This window comes from Lacinutrix venerupis (assembly GCF_001971745.1).
In the GTDB taxonomy this organism is placed as follows: domain Bacteria; phylum Bacteroidota; class Bacteroidia; order Flavobacteriales; family Flavobacteriaceae; genus Lacinutrix; species Lacinutrix venerupis.
In genome coordinates, this window is the sequence record NZ_CP019352.1 from 2,859,200 (window position 1) to 2,881,845 (window position 22,646).

Here is a 22,646-nt window from a genome sequence, read left to right on the forward strand (position 1 = left end):
TAATTAACACAACTTAAAAAATACTATAAAAAAAAACCAGCACTAATAAGTGCTGGTTTTTTTTATATAATGCCAAATATGGCTTAGATATTAACCTCCAAAGTCATCGAATCTAATATTCTCATCGTCGATTCCAAAATCTTCTCCCATTTTTTGAACCGCCTGGTTCATTAATGGTGGTCCACAGAAATATAATTCTATATCTTCTGGTGCCTCATGTTTAGATAAGTATTGATCGATTACTACTTGGTGTATAAATCCTGTAAATCCATCTCCATTAGGGTCGTTAATGTCTTCTTTTAATTTCCAGTTATCTGCTTCAGTAGGATCTGAAAGAGCTATAAAGAATTTGAAATTCGGGAAATCTTTTTCTAATGCTCTAAAGTAATGGATGTAAAATAATTCTGCCTTAGAACGTCCTCCATACCAATATGTTACTTTTCTGTTTGTTTTAAGCGTTCTAAATAACTCGTATAAGTGTGAACGCATTGGTGCCATACCAGCTCCACCACCTACATAAAGCATCTCTGCTTCAGAATCGTTAATAAAGAACTCTCCATAAGGTCCAGAAATAGTACATTTATCTCCAACTTTTAAATTAAAAATATAAGATGATGCTACACCTGGATTTACATCCATCCATCCACCTTTTGCGCGGTCGAAAGGAGGTGTTGCTACACGTACATTAAGCATAATTTTTCTTCCTTCTGCAGGATAAGAAGCCATAGAGTAAGCACGTTCAACCAATTCGTCATTTTTCATAACTAAAGGTCTTAATCCAAACTTATCCCAATCTGCTTCAAATTTATTTGGTTCTCCTGGATGATCTTCAGGGTGTGCAGTAATATCCATATCTGAATATTTTACTTCACATTTTGGAATTTCAATTTGAATATATCCTCCAGCTTTGTAGTCCATATCCTCAGGAATTTCTACTACAAATTCTTTAATAAAGGTTGCCACGTTATAGTTAGAAACTACAGTTGCTTCCCATTTTTTAATTCCAAAAACTTCTTCTGGAATAGTAATTTCCATGTCTTGTTTTACCTTTACTTGACAAGACAAACGCGCACCATGAGCTAATTCTTTTCTAGAAAAGTGAGGTGTCTCGGTTGGTAAAGCTTCTCCTCCACCTTCTAAAACGTGACATTCGCATTGAATACATGTACCACCTCCACCACAAGCTGATGGTAAAAATATTTTATTGTTTCCTAAAGTAGAAAGTAAAGTTCCTCCTGAAGCTACTTCTATCTCACGCTCACCGTTAATCAAGATTTTTACAGGTCCTGATGGTGATAATTTTTGTTTAACAAATAATAGTAAGCTTATTAATATTAAAGCTATTAATAAAAACGCGACTACTGTTGTTATTATAATTCCGAAATCAACTGCTAATATCATATTACTCTACTATTTTAGTGTTTTCTGCTAATTCTTTAGCTTGTTCAGTTTCTAATTCTTCAACTTGAGAAGTTGGTGTAGAAGTTGGTTCTCCTTCTTCATCTCCTCCTGTTAACATTCCACCAAAACTTAAAAATCCTATTCCCATTAAACCTGTAATAATAAATGTGATTCCTAAACCTCTTAATGGAGCCGGTACATTAGAATATCTAATTTTTTCACGAATAGCTGCAATTGCTAAAATTGCTAAAAACCATCCTATTCCAGAAGATATTCCATAATTAAGTGCTAATCCAAAAGATTCTATTTCACGAGATTGCATAAATAATGAACCACCTAATATAGCACAGTTTACAGCAATTAGTGGTAAGAAAATACCAAGTGAATTATATAATGAAGGTGAAAATTTTTCAACAACAATTTCTACTAATTGAACCATAGTTGCGATAGTAGCAATAAACATGATGAAAGATAAAAAACCTAAGTCCATACCAGAGAAACCTTCTCCGTTTGTACTTCCATCTATCCATGCTAATGCACCTGGTTGTAATAAATACTGATCTAATAACCAGTTTAATGGTACAGTAATCGCTAATACAAATATTACTGCTGCTCCAAGTCCAACTGCTGTTGCTACTTTTTTAGAAACGGCTAAGTATGAACACATACCTAAAAAAACCGCGAATACCATGTTGTCAACAAAAATTGACTTGAAAAATAATTCTAAATGTTCTATCATTTTTTTATTTTTTTAAAATTTAGGATAACACTGTGTGTTAATCTTCAACTAAATCTTTATTTCTACTACGTTGTACCCAGATAATTAATCCAACAATTATTAATGCCATAGGAGGCATTAACATAAATCCGTTGTTTTCGTAACCTAGTGCATATACTCCAGTCATTTCGATTGGATCTCCTAAAACAGGAATTCCAAATAATGTTCCAGAACCTAATAGCTCTCTAAAGAAACCTACAATAACTAAAATTACTGCATAACCTAAAGCATTACCAATTCCATCTAAAAAAGATTGCCATGGTTTGTTTGCTAAAGCAAAAGCTTCAAAACGTCCCATGATAATACAGTTGGTAATAATTAAACCAATAAATACAGATAACGTTTTACTTAAATCGTAAGCAAATGCTTTTAATACTTGATCTACAATAATTACTAAGGCAGCAACTACAATTAGTTGTACAATAATTCTAATTTTTGACGGTATAATATTTCTCATTAAAGAGATAACAACATTACCAACACCTAATACAAATAATACAGCAATTCCCATTACTAAAGATGCTTTAAGCTCTGCAGTAATTGCTAGTGCAGAACAAATACCTAATACCTGAATAGTAATTGGGTTATTATCTGCTAATGGATCTGTAATTAACTTTGCGTCTTTTTTTGAAAGTAGTCCCATATTAGTTATTATTATTTTTTAAGTTTTTAAAGTATGGTAAATACAATTTTAAATCTTTTTTAATCATTGCAGATACACCATCTCCTGTAATTGTTGCTCCAGCTAAAGCATCAACTTCAAAATCGTCTTTTATCTTATTTACTGGATCGTTATTTCCTTTAGCAACATTAATTCCTTTAAAGACACCTGCATCTGTTAAAAGTTTTTCGCCATAAAAATCGTCCATAAAGTAACGTTGCTTAATATTTGCTCCTAAACCAGGTGTTTCTCCTGCGTGATCAAAAAACGTTCCTTGAACTGTCATGCTTTCATCTAAGCCTACATAACCCCAAATAGCATCCCAAAGACCTTTTCCTCTAATTGGCACAACATAAATAGTTTTACCGTCTTGAGTTCCTTTAAATAATGGTAAAAATCTAGATTCACCATTTTTTGCTTTAGTTTGCTCTTTTTTAATATCTATTAAATATGGTTCTATTCCAGCTCCTTGGTCTTTAGAATTCATGAACTCTTCACGAGTCATTTCTTTTAAAATTTTACCGTCTTTTGCTTCAAGAACAATTTGCTCTTTTATATTAGCTTTAAATGCATCTGAAACTTTTTCTTTAGATACAAAAGTAATATCTCCTGTACCTTCATTTTCATTTACACCAAAAGCATATAAAATATTTTGTTGCTTTTCAATCTCTTTATTTTTTGTAATTGCTGGTTTTAAAGAAGACGCGGTAAACGCTAATAATGAACCAACTACCACAACCATTGCAATAGCAAAGAGTATTGTATATGAATTTTTTTCTGTATTAACTGCCATAATTATGCTGTTTTAACTTTTAAACGTTTCATTCTTCGTTTTACATTTCCTTGTACCACATAATGATCGATTGTTGGAGCAAAGACATTCATTAATAAAATGGCTAACATTACTCCTTCTGGATATGCTGGATTAAATACACGAATCATAATAGAAATCATACCTATTAAAAATCCATAAATCCATTTTCCTTTGTTTGTTTGTGATGCTGTTACAGGATCTGTTGCCATATATACTGTACCAAATGCAAAACCTCCAATAAGTAAATGCATCCAGAAATCTGTACTCATTAAGCCATAAAACTTACTTGATTCTGTAATCCATTCTGCTGAAACAACTCCGTTAAAAATTAATCCCATTACAATGGCTCCTAATACAGAAGACAACATTATTCTCCAACTTCCTACTTTAGAAAAAATCAAGAATAATCCTCCTAAAAGAATTAACAATGTTGAAGTTTCACCTATAGAACCTGGAATAAAACCATAAAATGCATTCCATACATCTCCAGCAGAGTCTAACATGCTAGAATTATTTTGTGCTAGGCTTCCTAAAATTGTTTCTCCAGACAATGCATCTGGTGTTGCTCCTGGTGCTAAATCTTGTACTCTAGGATCTGCTCCATGAACCCAAACTTTATCTCCAGACATCCATGTTGGGTATGCAAAGAATAAAAATGCACGAATTGTTAAAGCAGGATTAAGAATATTCATTCCTGTTCCTCCAAAAACTTCTTTTCCTATTACTACACCAAAAATAACAGCTACTGCTAACATCCATAATGGAATATCAATAGGTACAATTAATGGCACTAACATTCCTGTAACTAAGTAACCTTCTTCTACTTCATGTCCTTTTATTACAGCAAAAATAAATTCAACTATTAAACCTACAACATAAGATACTATTACTAGAGGTAGCACTTTCCATGCTCCAACAACAAAATTATCCCATGTTAAAAAATTTCCAAATAAGGAAACTTCTCTTGTTACACCTGCTAAGGCATCTATTGCAGAATAATGTTGGTAACCTGCATTAAATATTCCAAAGATTAAACATGGTACCATTGCCATAATAACAATGTTCATGGTACGTTTTAAATCGTCTGCAGCTTTAATATGAGTTCCGTTATGTGTGGTCTCATTTGGTAAGTATAAAAAAGTATGGATTGCGTTAAACGCAGGAGCCATTTTAGTGCCTTTATACTTTTCTTTTAAGTTATGTAAATTACTTTTTAAACCCATTATCCTATCTCTTTATACATTAAATCAAGACCTTTTCTAATAATGTCTTGGTGTGGCTGTTTAGACACACAAATAAATTCTGTTAAAGCAAAATCTTCTGGTGCAACTTCGTACATTCCTAGAGCTTCCATTTCATCTAAATCTTGATACATACAAGCTTTTAATATTTGAAGTGGAAATATATCTAAAGGAAATACTTCTTCATAAGAACCTGTTAAAACAAAGGCTCTATGCTCACCATTAGTATTTGTATTTAAATCGAACTCTTTTTTAGGTGTCAACCATGAAAATGTTAACGCTCTAGAAGTCGATACTTTATTAAAAATTGGTTTATTCCATCCAAAAAACTCATAATCATCTCCTTCTGGTATTACAGAAATTACATTGCTGTAATAATCTAAAGCACCATCTGGTTTAACTTGTTTTCCAGTTAACACATTTCCTGAAATAATACGATCGTTACCATCTTTATCTACTCCATTATCATAAACCATAGTTGCAATTTCGCTTCCTATTTTGGTTTTAAAATAACGTGGCTTTTTAACAGATGATCCTGCTAAAGCAATTGTACGCTCTGCATTAAACTTTCCTGTTAATAGTAACTCACCTATAATTACTAAATCTTGAGCAGCAACAGTCCAAACTGTTTCTCCCTTATTTACTGGGTCTATTTTATTAATAAGTGTCCCTACATTTCCTGCTGGATGTGGCCCAGACACTTTGTGAATGGTAGCATTAGATAATCCTGCTAATGGAGAGTTATTACTTTTACCAACTCCTATATGCACCTGACCTTCTGTTAATTTAGCTAAAGCTGAAACTGCTGCTTGCAATTCTGCTTCTTTTCCTGCTAAAGTATAATCTAAATCTGCTGCTAAAGGCGCACTTGCATAACCTGATATAAAAATTGCTTTTGGCGCTACGTCTGGTTTTGCAACAATATCATAAGGACGTTGCTTTACAAAAGCCCAACAACCTGAAGCTAATAACTTTGCTTTAATATCTTCAGCTTTTGCTGAATCTATATTTAAAGTTCCAAAATCTTCAAAAGATTGCTCTTTATCGGCTTGAATTTTTATTGAAAGTATTTTACGTTTTTCTCCACGAGCAATTTCAATTACTTCTCCAGAAACTGGCGAAGCAAATTTTACGTTTTCATTGGATTTATCGTAAAACAAAGCTTGTCCAGCTTTTACTTTTTCTCCAACTTTAAACAATAATTTAGGAATTACACCGTGAAAGTCTTCTGGTCTTACTGTACAAGTATTGCTTATAATGGCATTTTCTGTAGCCTTTTCTGCAGCACCTTTAAGTTTTATATCTAGACCTTTTTTAATCTTAATGTCTTTTGACATGCGTATAAATCTATTTGTTAATAGTTTAGCTATATGATTTTATGATGGTAAAAAATCGCTGCAAAAGTACAAATTAATAATAAAAATTCTTCCCATTATAGCATACAGATAATCTATTTATAATTATTCTAAATAACGATTTCCAATAAGGCATAGATTTTGATTATATTTACCACTCGAAAACCTTTAATAATGGCATTTAACATTAAACATTTTTTATTTATTTTATTAGTTTCAACCTCTGTTTTTAGTCAGGTCGAAGAAATAAATCCTACAGAAGAAATAAAAACTATTACTTTTAAAGGAGATACTCCAGAAAGCCAACTTCCAATTTTAAAACTTGGAGAATCTTTAATTTTAGAGTTTGATGTACTAAATGGGAATGAAGATGATTATTATTACGAAATAAAGCATTACAATTACGACTGGACTCCTTCAGTTTTAGTACAATCGGAATATTTAGATGGTTTTAACGAACAACGAATTAGGACTTGGGATAACGCTTTTAACACCTATCAAATTTATTCGCATTTTACTTTAACAATTCCAAATGAACAAACAAGAGCTATAACTAAATCTGGAAACTATCTTATTACAATTTACAATGAAGATGATGAAATAGAATTTACAAGAAAATTTATGGTTTACGAAGACATTGCATCGGTAGGAGTAGCTATAAAAAGATCACGTGATGTTAGTGAAATAAAAGAAAAACACGCTGTGGACATAGCTATTAGCTCTTCAAGTCTAAGATTTAACAATCCTTTACAAACTGTAAAAACAGTAATTATTCAAAATAATAATTTAAAAACTGCCATAAAAAATGTAAAACCGCAATATGTGTTAGGAAATGAATTGCAATACCGTTACACTAAGGAAACTAGTTTTTATGCGGGTAATGAATACCTCTATTTTGAAAATAAAGATTTAAGAGGCGCTAACAATGCTATTCAATTTATACAACTTAAGGATCTTTATAATAGCTATTTATACAAAGATGTATTACGTGCAAATCGTGCCTATACATACAACCCAGATATTAACGGAAACTTTTTAATTACAGCTTTAGATACGGACGACCCAGCTATTGGCGCAGATTATACGCAAGTACATTTTACATTAGAATTAAACAAAGTAAAACAAGGACAAAGCGTACATGTTTATGGTAATTTTAATAACTACGCCATAGACGAAAGCACTCAATTAACATACAATGATGAAGGAAGCACTTACGAAGGCAAACTACTTTTAAAACAAGGATTTTACAATTATAAATACATAATAAAAAATAAAGACGGTAGCTTTGATGAAAATGCTATTAGTGGTAATTTTTACCAAACAGAAAACAATTATAAAGTATTAGTTTATTATAGAGATTTAGGATCTAGATACGATAGAATAATTGGTGTTGGAGAAGGCAACTCTGTCAACATTACAAACTAAAAGAAAAATATAAAGTTAAATTATACCTTTATTAAACGCTATTATTGTGATAATTAAGCTAATATTAGTATTTTAGCTTAGCATATTTAAAACAAAAAATGGTTCAACAAGTTACAAAAGGCATAAAAATTTCTGTAGAAACGAACTTTGAAGGCACATTTTATAAAAATTATAAAATACATTATGCCTTTGGATATAAAGTTACTATTGAAAACCAGAGTAAAGACTCTGTGCAACTTAACGTAAGGCATTGGATAATTTTTGATGCCCTTAATAACGTGGAAACGGTTTCTGGAGAAGGCGTTATAGGCAAAAAACCTGTATTAAAACCAGGAGAATCTCATACTTATACATCTGGTTGCTTACTTACTTCTCCTTTTGGTGCAATGCAAGGCCATTATGAAATGGTAAACTTTACAACAACTAAAAAGTTTGATGTTGCTATACCTACTTTTAAATTAAGCGCTCCTTTTGCAATTAATTAAGTATTTGATTTTCTATTAAACCTAAATTTCTTTCCGTTTTGTTCTACATGAAAAAAATGACAATTTGAATAATGTACAATTTGATAAGACTCTTTGTAATTAAATTGAGCATCTTCAGCTAAAAAAATAGCATCACAATCTACATTTCCGTAAGGAGAAATACGACGATATCTGTATTCATTTTCTATATCAGTTTTATGTATTTCATACCATGCACCAGCAGCAATACCAGATAACCATTGTGCGTTTTCATGAAGACCTTCTACTTTCCTAGGCTTTAAAGTTCCTTCGTGATTTGGTGTATAATCTTTTAATCTATCTAAAAAATTCTTTAGATTTTCACTTTTTTGAGAGCCTTTATACTCTGAAATTTCTCCTACATCTGAAACTTCAAAAACATAGTCTCCAGTGCTTGCTAATAACACATTACCAACTGTACTTGGTGTAAACCATTTTGATTGCTGTAATGCTTTTTTAATTTTTAGGTTTGTAACTGAAGCTATTAAACTATCGGTTACAAAACGAGCACAATTACAGGCATCTTTTTTAAAAGCTGCATAATAAATAAAACCACGATTTTGCATTTTGGTTATATGAAGCCTTGCTTTTTTATAATTTATTTGGCTACAAACCGAAGCAATTAATCTTCCATCACCATGTGTAATTTTTGGTTTTGTAGCTAAAAATTGTAAAATAGCTTCAAGATTTTCAATCTTTTCGTTTTTAATTTCTGCTTTAAAAGGAAAATACAATTCGTTATCTGTAAGTCTTCCTCGAACTCTTCCGTTAGGTTCAGATGTAATGTACCTTCCAAAGTCATGATATTCTAAAATTCCAGTTTCCTTATCAATTAAAACTAGAGCCGCATGACCTGCACGAACACTTGTTTTACTTCCTATTCCTAAATATTTTAAATAGGGCGAGTACCATTCTTCAGCATGAGATACAATAGTGTCTGGATAAGCTAAAGTTAAAATAATACCAGTATTCTCTTTAATGTTATCCATTTATAGTTTCAGAAAAATTAAGATTTTTAATGGTATGCTCTTTAGTATTTAAGTTATTAAAACGCATTTCAACAAAGTTTTCTGTTTTTTCAATCTGCGTAATACTTGTTGTTTTAACAAAGCCACGATCCATTACCACACCAAAGTCGTTATTATCTTTTCCTGCTGTTTTATGAAATTCTAAAAGTGTTGATGCTGTTAATTTATTTTCAGCTTTAAACACATTAAACCAATCGCGTCTGGCTTGTTTTTTGTCTTCAGTATATAGTGTAGTTGAAGACCATATTTTTGTTGCCAATGGTAATTGCTGAAAATGTTTTTGGGTTTCATCCCAAACCAGTTCATAAAATTTTAAATTAGTATTCCAGTCGGCAATCACGATTGTAAAAGGCTCAATGTCTTTAAAATTATACGAAGCTATGGTTGCTTCAATATTATCTGTGGTTAACAAATCGGTAACCACAACGCCTCTACTTTGCCTATACGTTGGTTTTCTTTTATGTAATTTAAAACCTCCATTAAGCAAACATACTACTCTGTTTTTTTCACTTGCTCCTATCCAGCTTCCGCCAGACTGTTCGTCTTTTGGCATTAATAATTCTGTATTATTAATGGAATAAAAATCTGGAGATAAAGCAACTCTACTTGGTGCTTCGTCTCTATTAGAAGTTAACACAAAATTATTATCACCTTTATAAAAAATACTTACTGTACACATAAATAGTATAGTCCTAAATTGAATTAGCAACTTACAAAAAAATAAGAATTCTTTGACATTTGCCTGAGAAAGAAATAGTTTAAAATTGCTTAACTTTGATGCTTTAAAATTTAGACAACTAAAAACACAAAATAAAATGGGAAAAGGATTTTTTAATGTGCCAATTGCAGTTAACGAACCTGTAAGAGCTTACGAGCCAGGATGCGAACATCGTGAAGCTATTTCTAAAGCTTATCAAGAAATGTACAGCAGCGTTTTAGACGTACCAATGTACATTAATGGAAAAGATGTTAAAACAGGAGATACAAAACCAATGTCTCCACCACACGATCACCAACATGTTGTTGGGCACTACCATTTAGCAAAAAAATCTCATGTTGAAGAAGCTATCTCTACTGCATTAGAAGCAAGAGAGTCATGGGCAAACACACCTTGGGAACACAGAGCTGGAATATTTTTAAAAGCTGCAGAATTAATTGCCGGACCTTATAGAGCTAGAATTAATGCAGCAACTATGATGGCACAATCTAAAACTATACACCAAGCAGAAATTGATGCTGCTTGCGAGTTAATAGATTTTTTACGTTTTAACGTGCAGTACATGACAGATATGTACCACGAACAACCAGAAAGCACAAGTGGTGCATGGAACCGTTTAGAATACAGACCACTTGAAGGTTTTACATACGCTGTTTCTCCATTTAACTTTACAGCTATTGCTGGAAACTTACCATCTTGTATGGCATTAATGGGAAATGTTGTTGTATGGAAACCTAGTGACTCTCAAGTATATTCTGCAAAAGTAATTATGGATGTATTTGAAGAAGCTGGCGTTCCTGCAGGCGTTATTAATGTTGTATTTGGAGATCCAAAAATGATTACAGATACTGTTTTATCTAGTCCAGATTTTTCTGGTTTACACTTTACAGGTTCTACATATATTTTTAAAGAACTTTGGAAACAAATAGGAAACAATATACACAACTACAAAACCTACCCTAAAATTGTAGGAGAAACTGGTGGTAAAGATTTTATTGTTGCCCATAAAACTGCAAACCCAATTCAAGTTGCTACTGCTATTTCACGTGGTGCTTTTGAATTTCAAGGTCAAAAATGTAGTGCTGCCTCTCGTGCTTATATTTCTAAAAGTATCTGGAGCGAGGTAAAAGCTCAAGTTATAGAAGATGTAAAATCTTTTAAAATGGGTTCTCCTGCAGATATGGAGAATTTTATTACAGCAGTAATTCACGAAGCTTCTTTTGATAAGTTAGCAAAATATATTGATCAAGCTAAAAAAGATAAAAAAGCCGAAATTATTGTTGGAGGAAACTACGACAAGAGTAAAGGTTATTTTATTGAACCTACAGTTATTGTAACTGAAGACCCAAAATACACTACAATGTGTGATGAGTTATTTGGTCCTGTTATTACAATTTATGTTTTTGAAGATAAAGATTACTCTAAAACATTAAAGCTTGTTGATGAAACTTCTGAATACGCATTAACTGGAGCTATTTTAGCACAAGACAGATATGCTATTGTTGAAGCTACTAAAGCATTACAAAATTGTGCAGGTAACTTTTATATTAACGACAAACCAACAGGTGCCGTTGTAGGACAACAACCATTTGGAGGCGCAAGAAGTTCTGGTACTAACGATAAAGCAGGAAGTATTTTAAACTTACAACGTTGGGTATCGCCAAGAATGATTAAAGAAACATTTGTTACACCAACAGATTATAGATATCCTTTTTTAGGAGAATAGATAATTTATTTTTTAAATAAATATAAATAAAAAAACGCAAGCCTTTTGAGCTTGCGTTTTTTTTGAATTATATTAAAACCTTTAATCGAAATCTTTATTTTCTCCTAACTGTGCTTTTTGCACATTTAACACTTTATTATCAGGACCAACTACAAATGCAACTAACTCTAAGTTATTTGTATTTTGAACATTAGAAGGAACCGTTGTAGTATAATTTACAACATATGTGTTTCCTGTTTCTGTTTCTGTAGCAGGAATAGCATCTCCCATTACATCTGTTAAAACTGCTCGTGCTGTATGATCGTGCACGAAACCAACAATTGGGTTTCCTGCTTGATACCATGGACTTGAAGCATCTCCATTATAATAATTTACTTGGTTATACACTAAACCATTTTCTAATAAATAAACTACAATTCTATTAGCATAACCTATTTTTAAATCATAATGCACTTTAACTTGAGCATTTATTACATTAGCCGCAATAGACGAGTTTATAGCTAAACCCATATTTTGTCTAACATTTAAATAAGGATCTACTTGAATAAAACTTTCACTAGCCCAGTTATTTACTCTATTAATTCTAGCCGAAGGCCAACCAGTTACTCCAAAAGAACTTCTTAATTGTGCATCGTAAGTAAACGCCATAGGATCACCATTATGTATCGCAACAGGAATTACATTAGCATTTTCGGTAATTGCATCCTCTAAAGCTGTAGCAAGCCTTGGACAATATCCACACCAAGCACCTGTATAATCCTCTATCATAACTTTAGTCGTATGTGTAGATTCTGCTGCTGTTATAGTAACAGAATTAGAGTTTAATGCAGAATTATCTGGCATTGTATAAGTTGCTACAGCATTGTACTCTCCAGAAACAGTAAAAGTAGCCGGATTACTTAATGAACCAGACTCTGCAGAATAAGTAACCATATCTGTAATATTATTACCCAAATTATCTACAGCGGTAAATTTAGCCTCTCCATTATCGTACCAAAACGCATCATTATTTACAGTTAAGGTTATATCTGTTGGCAAAGGCTGAACTGTTATTGTTGTAGTATTTGTTAAACCACCATTAATTGCAGTAACAACAAAACTACCAACTGCATTAAAAGCATAAGGATTAGTAATTGTTACACCATCTAATTTAAATTCGGAACTTGCTGTTACATCTTCGCCAAGTTGGTTTACTACACCAAAAGTTAATGGCGCATCAACATACGCTGTAGAGTCTTTTCCACTTACTGTAATATAAGCAACATTAGCAGGCACTTGTCCTTCATCTGTACTATCATCAGAACTACACGAAAATGCAAAAATCAAAAAAGATAATACAAACAGTTCTTTAAAAAAAAATTTAGATTTCATTATGGTATATATTATGTTATTAAAAGTAATATTCGCAATTTATAATTTTTTTGTTAAATTTTTTAACAAAAAAACACTAATTTTATCAAAAAAATAACATTATTTTAAACTAAACAATTCCTATTTTACTAATGAAAAAATTTTTCCACATATTCCTATTAACATTAAGCTTCAATCTTTATGCGCAAGAAAATTTGCCTTCTGCAGAAATTAAATCTTTAAATGGAGACACAACAACTTTACAAGAGATTAGTAAAAAAAACGACCTTATTGTAGTTTCCTTATGGGCCACATGGTGCGTGCCTTGCAAGAATGAACTTGATGCAATTAATGATGTGTATGTAGATTGGCAAGACGAAACAAACGTTAAACTATATGCTATTTCTGTAGACGACTCTAGAACAGTGAGCCGCGTAAAGCCGTTGGTTAATGGAAAAGCTTGGGATTTTGATATTTTACTTGATACCAACAACGATTTAAAAAGAGAATTAGGAGCTTCTACCGTGCCCTTAACACTAATTATAAAGAATGGAAAAATTGTTTATAGACATTCTGGGTACACTCCTGGTGCCGAAGATGTATTATTCGATGAAATAAAAAAACATTCTTAAACCTTACAACTACCAACCATTTTTATTATGAAAAAAATCGCAATCTTTCTTGTGCTATTACTACCTATGTTAAATTTTTCGCAAGAAATAGATACAGAAGAAAATAATACAATTTTTAAGGAGTTTTTAAACAACTTATCGGGTAATTTAGAATCTAACGCACAATGGTATACAAACGATGCTGTATTAGGTGACTTTGAAGATCCGAATCCAGATTTTGAATTAAGAGATGAGCATGTTAGAGTTAATAGCTACTTACGTTTAGACTATAGCTTTTTAGATAATTTTACTGTAGGTTTACAGGTAGAAAGCTACGAACCTTTACCACTTATTAACTATTACCCAGAATATAACGACACACAAATTGCCACATATTACGCAAATTACAGAAACAAAACTTTAGATGTTACCGCAGGATATTTTTACGAACAATTTGGAAGCGGATTATTACTTCGTGCTTTTGAAGAAAGACAACTTGGTTTAAATACTGCGCTTAGAGGTGGACGTATAAAATACAATCCCACAGAGTATTTAGACGTAACTGCACTATATGGGCAACAACGTGTTGCTTTTGATGTTTCTGAAAGTGATATTTTTGGTTTCTACACAAATTTTGATTTTGCCAAAGCATTTGAAATTAAAGGTTTTAGCAGATTAAATTTAGGATTAAGCTATGTTGGCAAAAAAGAAGATTTTACACCTCCTGTTGATGAGTTTGATCCAACTAATGAATTTGACACAACCGATTTTCCAGAAATGATAAACTCTTATTCCGCAAGACTAGATGTCGACTTTGGCAACGTTTACTTTAAAACAGAGTACGCTTTAAAAGGTGAAGACGTCTCTTATATTCCTCCTGCATTACCAGGAACTGGTATTATTGAAGGAAAGTATTTTGATGGTAATGCACTTTTATTTACTGCAGGATATAGTAAAAAAGGTCTAGGTGTAAGTAATACGTTTAGACGTATGGAAAACATGATTTTCACTGCAGAAAGAGAGGCTAAGAATATTTCTTCAACAGAATTTCAGTTTAATATGCAAAATGTTAACTACCTACCAACTTTAACCAAACAACAAGATTATTCGTTAGCAAACATTTATATATATAATACTCAACCAGGATTATTTTTACAAAACTTTGGAGGTCAAGCAGGAGAGATAGGAAATACTTTAGATGTTTTTTACAACTTTAAAAAAGGTTCTTTATTAGGTGGAAAATACGGAACGAAATTTACAATGAATTTTTCTTATTGGGCTTTATTAGAAGCTGAGTTTGATCAAGCTGAATCTACTTACGAGGCTGAGTTTTTAAAATTTGGAAAACGACTTAACAGAGATATTAATTTTGAAGTTAGAAAAAGGTTTTCAAAAAATTGGTCTTCTATATTTACATATGTTAACACTATTGTTGACAAAGGAGTTGCATTAGGTGGTAATTTAGGAACAGATGGTGATATTAAATCTCAGGTTGCTATTGCAGATGTTACACACAAATTAGGTAACGGAAAATCTATAAGAATAGAAGCTCAACACTTATGGACCAAAGATGACAAGAAAAATTGGGCTGGCGGAACATTAGAGTATGTGGCAAGCAGAAAACTAGCCTTTTATGTTACAGACATATATAATTACGGAAATGATATAGAAGAAGATCAAAATCATTATTACAACATTGGTGGTAGTTTTACCAAAGGAGCCACAAGAGTAGCTTTAAATTACGGAAGACAACGCGGTGGATTACTTTGTGTAGGTGGCGTATGTAGATTTGTGCCTGAAAATACAGGATTAACACTTAACCTATCTACTTCATTTTAAAAAAATATAATAGTTTAATAACAGAAAAGGCTTCCGTTATGGAAGCCTTTTCTAGTTTATAAATTACTAATTAGTATTTTATTTTCCTCCATTAGCTTGTAAATCTGCAATACACTGTGCATCTAATTGAGGCGCTTGACTTAAACCTATTAAGTTATCTATTCCAGAACCAGTTTCTGCTGCCCAATACATTAAACAAGTATCAACATTACAATGTTTTGGATGATCACTATCTTCGTGAGCAGATTGTAATGATGCTCCTAAATTAGTTAATCCTAAAATATGACCAAATTCATGTGTAATTACAGTAGTTTCTAAAACTGTACGGTTTGGTTCTACTGCACTATTACTTAAATCCTCAATAGTTTCTTGGTAAATAACAAACGATGTGTTTCTATAAGCTGTTCCCAAAACAACTCCGGATCCAGTATTACTAGCAGATGCTCCGTCTGCAAAAAATGCCCAAACAGCAATTTCATCTCCAGTATTAAATTTTGTTCTATTTGCATCTTCTATTGCTCTTATCTCATCATTAGTATAAGGAGATAGACCAGGTGAAGCAATTGCTCTTTTCTCTACTGTAATACCATTTGGTTTAAATGTTCTATCTTCAAGAAAAGAAACAAAGTTATCTACACTGGCTTGAGTTGGCTCAAAACCTTCTACATAAACTAACTCAACAACCATACTTTTAAAAGTTATACTTGAAAGCAAGTCGTTAGAAGAAGTTCCTGTTCCTTGAAGGTGTGATGTTGGATTATCTGTATTATTGTTTCCACTAGCAGCACTGTCATCATCACTAGAACAAGCTACAATAAAAATTAAAAGTAAAATGTAAAATGTCTTTTTCATATATGTAAATTATTATTTAATAATAGTTTTTTTTATTAACGATAAAATATAAGTTTTAGTTTTAAAATTAAAAATAAAAACCGAAACTACCTGTAACACCAAATTTTCTAGCATCAGGATTTAAAATAGGATCTAAGTAGTTACCTCTAAAGTTAAAATCTATTCTAAACACTTTAAAAATATTCCCTACACCTACACTATATTCATAATAAGCCTCCTTATTTGGCGCCACATAAGTTAGCCCAGAAGCATTAATATTTCTATTATCTTGTGATACGTCACCCATAACACCTCTAAAACCTACAATAGCTCTAAGGTTATATTTTTTTAGAAATGGAATTCTAGAAAATAAACGTCCGTTAAAATTATGCTCTACATGAAGTGTTGCATACTCATCGGTAACAAATTCGTAAAAATCTAAGTTTGAAAATGTATTGTAAATTGAGAAGTAACTTTGGTTACCAGGAACAACACTCATTAAACCTAACGGAATATCTCCATAAGTTTTTCCAACTTCAATACTAGTTGTTAATCTACCTAAACCTCCTAAAGACCATGGTTGGTAATAAGAAAATTGAAGTTTTTTATAATCGAAATCACTATTAAACATATTTGGATCTCCTACAGTTACTTGAGCAAATAATCTTGCAAAGTCATCATTTTTTATTCGGCGTTCTACACCAAAACCTGTCATTTCCCTTTTTGGAAAATACGATAACGATAAGGCCGTTTCATATTGCTTAATTTCAGATTTAGTTTCTGTTTGAGATGCATCAGTAAAATAGTCTAAACTAAATGTTGAGGATGCAGATTCTAATGTTTTATATGTTCCGCTTATTCGTGTTACAAAATTTCTAGACGGCTCGGCTTCTATAGCCATTGTTGTTAAATTAACATTAGTTAATTTATCGTTAGTACCTGTTCCAACTACAGAAGATGATGCTAAACTTCTTCCTAAAACATCTGTAGAACTTGTTAAACTTGCGCCTATTTGCTCTACATCTCGTCTATTTCCTCCAGAAATAATTAAACGGCTTTTTTTATCTAATAGCCATTTTCCAGAAATACCATATTTAAATTTATCGTCTCTAAAACCATAAGCTAAAAAACCTTCTATACGCCATAAATCGTTTTGTCCAAAATAAGTTCTTCCTCCTCCACGCAATCTTACTCCTTCTACTTCATTATATCCAAAAGTTGAAAAAATGGGACCATAATCTAAATTTAACTCATCAAATTCTATATATCCTGAAGCTAGAATGCTTCCTAAGTTATAAAGACGTTTAAATTTTTTAGTTTTCTTTAGTGAGTCTAACATCACGTAGACTCCTTTTTCATCCTTACTTAAAGACTCCATTCTATTTTCTTCCCAAAAAGCATCGTCTTGGTTATAAATATCCTCGTTAAAACTATAAATTTTCTCTTTATAAAATTTAGGTTCTTTTTTCTCATTAAATTTATAGTTATCGTATAATGTTGTACGTTTCCCATAAATCCCTTGTGATTTTTCTTTTTTATTAAAAGCAAAATCCGACATGAAATAGTCTCGTTTAATTAAGAAGGTAGAATCATTTAAAACATCAAATTCTTGTTCTATATATATTTCCTTAACCCAGTTAATATTTGCACTTTTAGAGGCTTGCATATTAATATCTTTAATAGCAAAAGTGGTATCGGCAACCCAAAAATCTCCTTTAAAGGTTAATTCGTTTTTACGTCTTGGGTAATAAATAATATTGTAACACCATTTATTATCTATATAAGCACTATCTGCTAAAACATAATTATATGTTTGAATTCCTGTTCTAGAAATTGGACTAGTAAAACTCTTATCAAAAAACTTTAAATAATTATCGTAAACATCATAATCGCTATATAAATCGTCTACAAAATCTATAATAACTTGATTGTTGCTAAAACCTGAATTTTTATTTCCTTTTAAAATTTCTCTCTTTTCATTTATAACATTATCACCATAAACCTCTGCAGAAGATTCATTAATAAACATTGGTAAATATGTTTTTCCTGTTACTTTAGAGGTATCTACTTGCTCGAAAACAAATTCCATTCCTCTAAAAAGTTTACTATTTATTGTCGAACTATCAATGGTATTTAAATCGAACTCAACTTTTTCATATTTATCGTATTTATACTGCTTGTATTGTTTTAAGCCATTACTTCTTTTATTAGCCCAAATTTTACGTAAAATATCTATTGCTGGATTATTTTTTTTAGGTTGTTTTCCTGTTACTAAAACAACTTCTTGCAAAGTAGCCGCATCTTCTTGTAAAGTTACATCGAATTTATAATTTACTTTTTGTGGTAGTGTTACTGTTTGTTTTTGGAAACCTATAAAAGAATACACTATATTTTCATGCGTTTCATCGTCTTCTAAATAGTATCGCCCATTTTCGTCTGAAGTTGTACCAATACTTGTACCTTCGAAATAAATATTTACGTATGGCACAGGTAAATTAGCATCATCGTAAACATAACCACTAACTTTAGTTTGTGCGAATATAGAAATGCTTACTAAGCATAAAATCAACAATAAGTACTTTTTCATAGAAACCAAATATAAAAAAGAAACTTCATCAACAATTATGCTAATGAAGTTTAATTTTTAATTATTTTTTAAATATTATTTATACATTACCTTTTTTACCGCCTTAATTACTTCGGTATAATCTGGTAACCATTCTGCTAAAAGTACAGGTGAGTATGGTGCAGGTGTATCTGCTGTATTAATTTTTACAACTGGTGCATCTAAATAATCAAACGCTTCAGATTGTACAATATATGTTAACTCTGTAGAAACATTTCCAAATGGCCAAGCTTCTTCTAAAACAACTAAACGATTTGTTTTCTTTACAGACTCTAAAACAGCTTTTTTATCTAAAGGACGTACAGTTCTTAAATCTATAATTTCACAAGAGATACCATCTTTTGCTAATTCGTCTGCTGCCTTATAAGCCTCTTTAATAATCTTTCCAAAAGAAACAATAGTTACATCTGTTCCTTCTCTTTTAATATCGGCAACTCCTAAAGGAATCGTGTATTCTCCTTCTGGCACTTCACCTTTATCTCCATACATTTGCTCGCTTTCCATAAAAATAACTGGATCATCATCACGAATAGCTGCTTTTAACAAACCTTTTGCATCATATGGGTTAGATGGCACTACAACTTTTAATCCTGGAGTATTAGCAAACCAGCTCTCGAAAGCTTGAGAGTGTGTTGCCGCTAATTGACCTGCAGAAGCAGTTGGACCACGAAATACAATAGGACATTTAAATTGCCCACCAGACATTTGTCTAATTTTGGCTGCGTTATTTATAATTTGATCAATTCCTACCAAAGAGAAATTAAAAGTCATGTATTCTACAATAGGTCTGTTTCCCGTCATTGTAGAGCCAATAGCAATCCCTGCAAAACCAAGTTCTGCAATTGGAGTATCTATAACACGTTTAGCACCAAATTCGTCTAACATACCTTTGGATGCTTTATAAGCACCATTATATTCTGCTACCTCTTCTCCCATTAAGTAAATACTTTCATCTCTGCGCATTTCCTCGCTCATTGCTTCACATATAGCTTCTCTAAATTGAATTGTTTTCATATTGCTTTATAAAATTGAAACACAAAAATAACAATAACTCTAAACTATTAAAGCAGAATTTATTTAAAATTTATTATGCACGCATAGTATTTTTTAGAAATAAAATTTTTATCTTCGTAACCTGAAAAAATGATGCTCTTTACGAAAACGATTTAGTAATTTGCATCTCTAATAATAAATAATCTTAATTAATTATAAAAATATGAAGGTTTTAGTGTGTATTAGTCACGTGCCAGACACAACATCAAAAATTAATTTTACAGACGGAGATTCTAAATTCGACACCAATGGTGTACAGTTTGTTATTAACCCAAACGATGAGTTTGGTTTAACTCGTGCTATGTGGTTTAAAGAAAAACAAGGTGCAAGTGTAGATGTTGTAAATGTAGGAGGTGCAGAAACAGAACCAACTTTGCGTAAAGCATTAGCAATTGGTGCAGATAATGCAATTAGAGTAAATGCAGAAGCTAAAGATGGCTTTCAAGTGGCTAAAGAATTAGCTAAAGTAGTACAAGATGGTGGTTACGATTTAGTAATTGCAGGTCGTGAGTCTATAGATTATAATGGTGGTATGGTACCAGGAATGTTATCTGAATTAACAGGAGCAAATTTTGTTACTAACTGTATTAGTTTAGAAGTAGAAGGAACAAATGCTACCGCTACAAGAGAAATTGACGGAGGTAAAGAAACAGTAACTACATCTTTACCATTAGTAATTGCAGGACAAAAAGGATTAGTAGAAGAAAGTGATTTACGTATTCCTAACATGAGAGGAATCATGATGGCAAGAAAAAAACCTTTAAATGTTGTAGAAGCAGCTAATGCAGAAACTGAAACAACATCGGTTAAATTTGAAAAGCCAGTACCAAAAGGCGCTGTAACTTTAGTAGATGCAGATAACCTAGACGAGTTAGTAAACTTACTTCATAACGAAGCAAAAGTGATTTAATAATGCATTAAATCATTCCGAAGTATTTCGGAATCTTTTGAAATTAAAGTAAAGATTAACGAGTTCCTGAAATAACTTCAGGATTACAAAAAAGAAAAAAATTATGTCAGTTTTAGTATATACAGAATCAGAAAACGGAAAATTTAAAAAAACAGCTTTAGAAGTAGCATCTTATGCTAAAGCCGTTGCAGATCAATTAGGTACAACGGTAACAGCTGTAGCGGTAAACGCAAACGATACTAGTGAGCTAGGAAAATATGGTGTAGATAAAGTATTAAATGTATCAAACTCAGGATTAGATAAATTTAATGCAAAATCTTATGCTTCAGTAATTAAACAAGCAGTAGAAAAAGAAGGAGCAAAAGTAGTTGTTGTTAGCCAAACAGCAGATAGTAAGTATTTAGCACCTGTTTTAGCAGTAGGTTTAAATGCAGGTTACGCATCGAACGTAGTAGAAGCGCCGTCAAGTACAGCGCCATTTACAATAAAACGTACAGCATTTACAAACAAAGCATTTAATATTACAGCAATAAATACAGATGTTAAAGTTGTTGGTGTATCAAATAACGCTTTTGGTTTAGTTGAAAATGAAGCTAGTGCAACAACCGAAGATTTTTCTCCAACTGTTGAAGAGTCTGGAGTTACAGTACAATCTGTAGATAAAGCAACAGATAAAGTTACAATTGCAGATGCAGAAATAGTTGTATCTGCAGGACGTGGATTAAAAGGACCAGAAAATTGGGGAATGGTAGAAGAATTAGCAGAAGTTCTTGGAGCAGCAACTGCTTGTTCTAAACCAGTTTCAGATTTAGGATGGAGACCACACAGTGAACACGTTGGGCAAACAGGTAAACCTGTAGCTTCAAATTTATATATAGCAATAGGTATTTCTGGAGCAATACAACACTTAGCAGGAATCAATGCTTCTAAAGTAAAAGTTGTTGTAAACACAGACCCAGAAGCACCATTCTTTAAAGCTGCAGATTATGGAGTTGTAGGTGATGCTTTTGAGGTTATTCCTGCTCTTATAGAAAAATTAAAAGCTTTTAAAGCGGCAAACGCATAATTTTTTTTAAATTGTGCTCGTAAAAAAGCGGTTAATGCTAATTGGTACTACTCCATTTTACATTTAACCGCTTTTTTTTCATTTATATATTTATGAGTTTAGTAAGACTAAAAATAAAAGGAATATCATACAGCCAAACCCAGAATGGCGCGTATGCTTTAATATTAAACGAGGTAGATGGTGAACGAAAACTACCAATTGTTATTGGTGCATTTGAAGCACAATCTATTGCGATTGCGCTTGAAAAAGAAATAAGACCTCCTCGTCCACTAACGCACGATTTATTTAAAAACTTTGCAGACAGATTTGATGTTGTTGTAAAACAAGTAATTATACATAAACTAGTTGATGGTGTATTTTACTCAAGTTTAATTTGCGAACGTGATAAAATTGAAGAAATAATAGATGCTAGAACTAGTGATGCTATAGCACTAGCTCTTCGTTTTCAAGCTCCTATTTTTACTTATAAAAACATTCTAGATAAAGCAGGAATTTATTTAAAAGTAGACCCTAAAAAAGAGGATGATGAAGATACTGAAGACAGTGTCTTAATTGAAGATATTATTAATGAAGAATTGGAGTTTTTAGATAACGACGATTACAATTCAAATTCTTTAGAAGAATTACATAACTTACTTGCCGAGGCTGTAGCAAATGAAGATTACGAAACTGCTGCAAAAATTAGAGACGAGATTTCTAAACGATAATTT

At 31.9% G+C, this 22,646-nt stretch carries 20 protein-coding genes; 8 read left to right on the top strand and 12 right to left on the bottom strand.

What is annotated here, in order from left to right; genetic code table 11:
* Nucleotides 1-90 precede the first annotated feature (90 nt).
* Genes nqrF through BWR22_RS12935 form a run of 6 tightly spaced genes read right to left on the bottom strand, consistent with a single transcriptional unit; the run spans nt 91 to nt 6,232 of the window.
* Nucleotides 91-1,401 (bottom strand): NADH:ubiquinone reductase (Na(+)-transporting) subunit F, encoded by a 1,311-nt coding sequence (nqrF, locus tag BWR22_RS12910; protein WP_076734073.1) that lies wholly within the window; start codon nt 1,399-1,401, stop codon nt 91-93.
* Nucleotide 1,402: 1 nt separating this feature from the next.
* Nucleotides 1,403-2,140 carry an NADH:ubiquinone reductase (Na(+)-transporting) subunit E gene (gene nqrE / locus BWR22_RS12915; RefSeq protein ID WP_076734074.1) on the bottom strand — a complete coding sequence of 246 codons (738 nt, stop codon included), beginning with the start codon at nt 2,138-2,140 and terminating at the stop codon, nt 1,403-1,405.
* Between the two features lie 37 nt (nt 2,141-2,177).
* Nucleotides 2,178-2,822: an NADH:ubiquinone reductase (Na(+)-transporting) subunit D gene (locus BWR22_RS12920; RefSeq protein WP_076734075.1), complete on the bottom strand. Its 645-nt coding sequence runs from the start codon at nt 2,820-2,822 to the stop codon at nt 2,178-2,180.
* 1 nt (nt 2,823) lies between these two features.
* Nucleotides 2,824-3,633, bottom strand: coding sequence for a Na(+)-translocating NADH-quinone reductase subunit C (locus BWR22_RS12925; protein WP_076734076.1), 810 nt, complete (start codon nt 3,631-3,633; stop codon nt 2,824-2,826).
* A gap of 2 nt (nt 3,634-3,635) precedes the next feature.
* Complete coding sequence (locus BWR22_RS12930; protein ID WP_076734077.1) at nt 3,636-4,877, bottom strand: NADH:ubiquinone reductase (Na(+)-transporting) subunit B; 1,242 nt, start codon at nt 4,875-4,877, stop codon at nt 3,636-3,638.
* Entirely contained in the window at nt 4,877-6,232 is a 1,356-nt protein-coding gene (locus BWR22_RS12935; RefSeq protein ID WP_076734078.1) for a Na(+)-translocating NADH-quinone reductase subunit A, read from the bottom strand. Before BWR22_RS12935 ends, BWR22_RS12930 begins: the two co-directional genes overlap by 1 nt.
* A 192-nt stretch (nt 6,233-6,424) precedes the next feature.
* On the opposite strand from BWR22_RS12935, the gene BWR22_RS12940 reads away from it, so the two are divergent.
* Nucleotides 6,425-7,675, top strand: a complete 1,251-nt coding sequence (locus BWR22_RS12940) for a type IX secretion system plug protein (protein ID WP_076734079.1) — start codon at nt 6,425-6,427, stop codon at nt 7,673-7,675.
* Nucleotides 7,676-7,773: 98 nt separating this feature from the next.
* Complete coding sequence (apaG, locus tag BWR22_RS12945) at nt 7,774-8,160, top strand: Co2+/Mg2+ efflux protein ApaG (RefSeq protein ID WP_076734080.1); 387 nt, start codon at nt 7,774-7,776, stop codon at nt 8,158-8,160.
* Here the strand turns inward: apaG and BWR22_RS12950 are convergent.
* Together BWR22_RS12950 and BWR22_RS12955 are read right to left on the bottom strand one after the other, a co-directional pair.
* Nucleotides 8,157-9,167 (bottom strand): DUF6695 family protein, encoded by a 1,011-nt coding sequence (locus BWR22_RS12950; protein ID WP_076734081.1) that lies wholly within the window; start codon nt 9,165-9,167, stop codon nt 8,157-8,159. The genes apaG and BWR22_RS12950 overlap by 4 nt on opposite strands.
* Nucleotides 9,160-9,885, bottom strand: a complete 726-nt coding sequence (locus BWR22_RS12955) for an NRDE family protein (RefSeq protein ID WP_076734082.1) — start codon at nt 9,883-9,885, stop codon at nt 9,160-9,162. Before BWR22_RS12955 ends, BWR22_RS12950 begins: the two co-directional genes overlap by 8 nt.
* A gap of 136 nt (nt 9,886-10,021) precedes the next feature.
* Here BWR22_RS12955 and pruA point away from each other — a divergent pair, with 136 nt between their 5' ends.
* Nucleotides 10,022-11,650, top strand: a complete 1,629-nt coding sequence (gene pruA, locus BWR22_RS12960; RefSeq protein ID WP_076734438.1) for an L-glutamate gamma-semialdehyde dehydrogenase — start codon at nt 10,022-10,024, stop codon at nt 11,648-11,650.
* 81 nt (nt 11,651-11,731) lie between these two features.
* On the opposite strand, the gene BWR22_RS12965 is transcribed toward pruA, so the two are convergent.
* Nucleotides 11,732-13,021 (bottom strand): Omp28-related outer membrane protein, encoded by a 1,290-nt coding sequence (locus BWR22_RS12965; RefSeq protein WP_076734083.1) that lies wholly within the window; start codon nt 13,019-13,021, stop codon nt 11,732-11,734.
* A 131-nt stretch (nt 13,022-13,152) separates the two neighbouring features.
* Between BWR22_RS12965 and BWR22_RS12970 the strand changes: the two genes are divergently transcribed.
* Together BWR22_RS12970 and BWR22_RS12975 are read left to right on the top strand one after the other, a co-directional pair.
* Nucleotides 13,153-13,632, top strand: a complete 480-nt coding sequence (locus BWR22_RS12970; protein ID WP_076734084.1) for a TlpA family protein disulfide reductase — start codon at nt 13,153-13,155, stop codon at nt 13,630-13,632.
* A 27-nt stretch (nt 13,633-13,659) separates the two neighbouring features.
* Nucleotides 13,660-15,450 carry a DUF6029 family protein gene (locus BWR22_RS12975; protein WP_076734085.1) on the top strand — a complete coding sequence of 597 codons (1,791 nt, stop codon included), beginning with the start codon at nt 13,660-13,662 and terminating at the stop codon, nt 15,448-15,450.
* Between the two features lie 78 nt (nt 15,451-15,528).
* On the opposite strand, the gene BWR22_RS12980 is transcribed toward BWR22_RS12975, so the two are convergent.
* From BWR22_RS12980 to BWR22_RS12990, 3 genes are all read right to left on the bottom strand, one after another.
* Nucleotides 15,529-16,302 (bottom strand): membrane metalloprotease, encoded by a 774-nt coding sequence (locus BWR22_RS12980; RefSeq protein WP_076734086.1) that lies wholly within the window; start codon nt 16,300-16,302, stop codon nt 15,529-15,531.
* A gap of 67 nt (nt 16,303-16,369) precedes the next feature.
* A complete protein-coding gene (locus BWR22_RS12985) occupies nt 16,370-18,868 on the bottom strand; it encodes a DUF5686 and carboxypeptidase-like regulatory domain-containing protein (RefSeq protein WP_076734087.1) in 2,499 nt (832 codons plus the stop codon).
* Between the two features lie 75 nt (nt 18,869-18,943).
* On the bottom strand, nt 18,944-19,921 hold the full coding sequence (locus BWR22_RS12990) for a pyruvate dehydrogenase complex E1 component subunit beta (protein ID WP_076734088.1): 978 nt from the start codon (nt 19,919-19,921) through the stop codon (nt 18,944-18,946).
* Between the two features lie 202 nt (nt 19,922-20,123).
* Here BWR22_RS12990 and BWR22_RS12995 point away from each other — a divergent pair, with 202 nt between their 5' ends.
* The 3 genes from BWR22_RS12995 (at nt 20,124) to BWR22_RS13005 (ending at nt 22,643) form a co-directional block, all read left to right on the top strand.
* Nucleotides 20,124-20,870, top strand: coding sequence for an electron transfer flavoprotein subunit beta/FixA family protein (locus tag BWR22_RS12995; protein WP_076734089.1), 747 nt, complete (start codon nt 20,124-20,126; stop codon nt 20,868-20,870).
* Nucleotides 20,871-20,973: 103 nt separating this feature from the next.
* Nucleotides 20,974-21,936 carry an electron transfer flavoprotein subunit alpha/FixB family protein gene (locus BWR22_RS13000; protein ID WP_076734090.1) on the top strand — a complete coding sequence of 321 codons (963 nt, stop codon included), beginning with the start codon at nt 20,974-20,976 and terminating at the stop codon, nt 21,934-21,936.
* A gap of 92 nt (nt 21,937-22,028) precedes the next feature.
* Nucleotides 22,029-22,643: a bifunctional nuclease family protein gene (locus tag BWR22_RS13005; RefSeq protein WP_076734091.1), complete on the top strand. Its 615-nt coding sequence runs from the start codon at nt 22,029-22,031 to the stop codon at nt 22,641-22,643.
* The last annotated feature ends 3 nt before the right edge of the window (nt 22,644-22,646 follow it).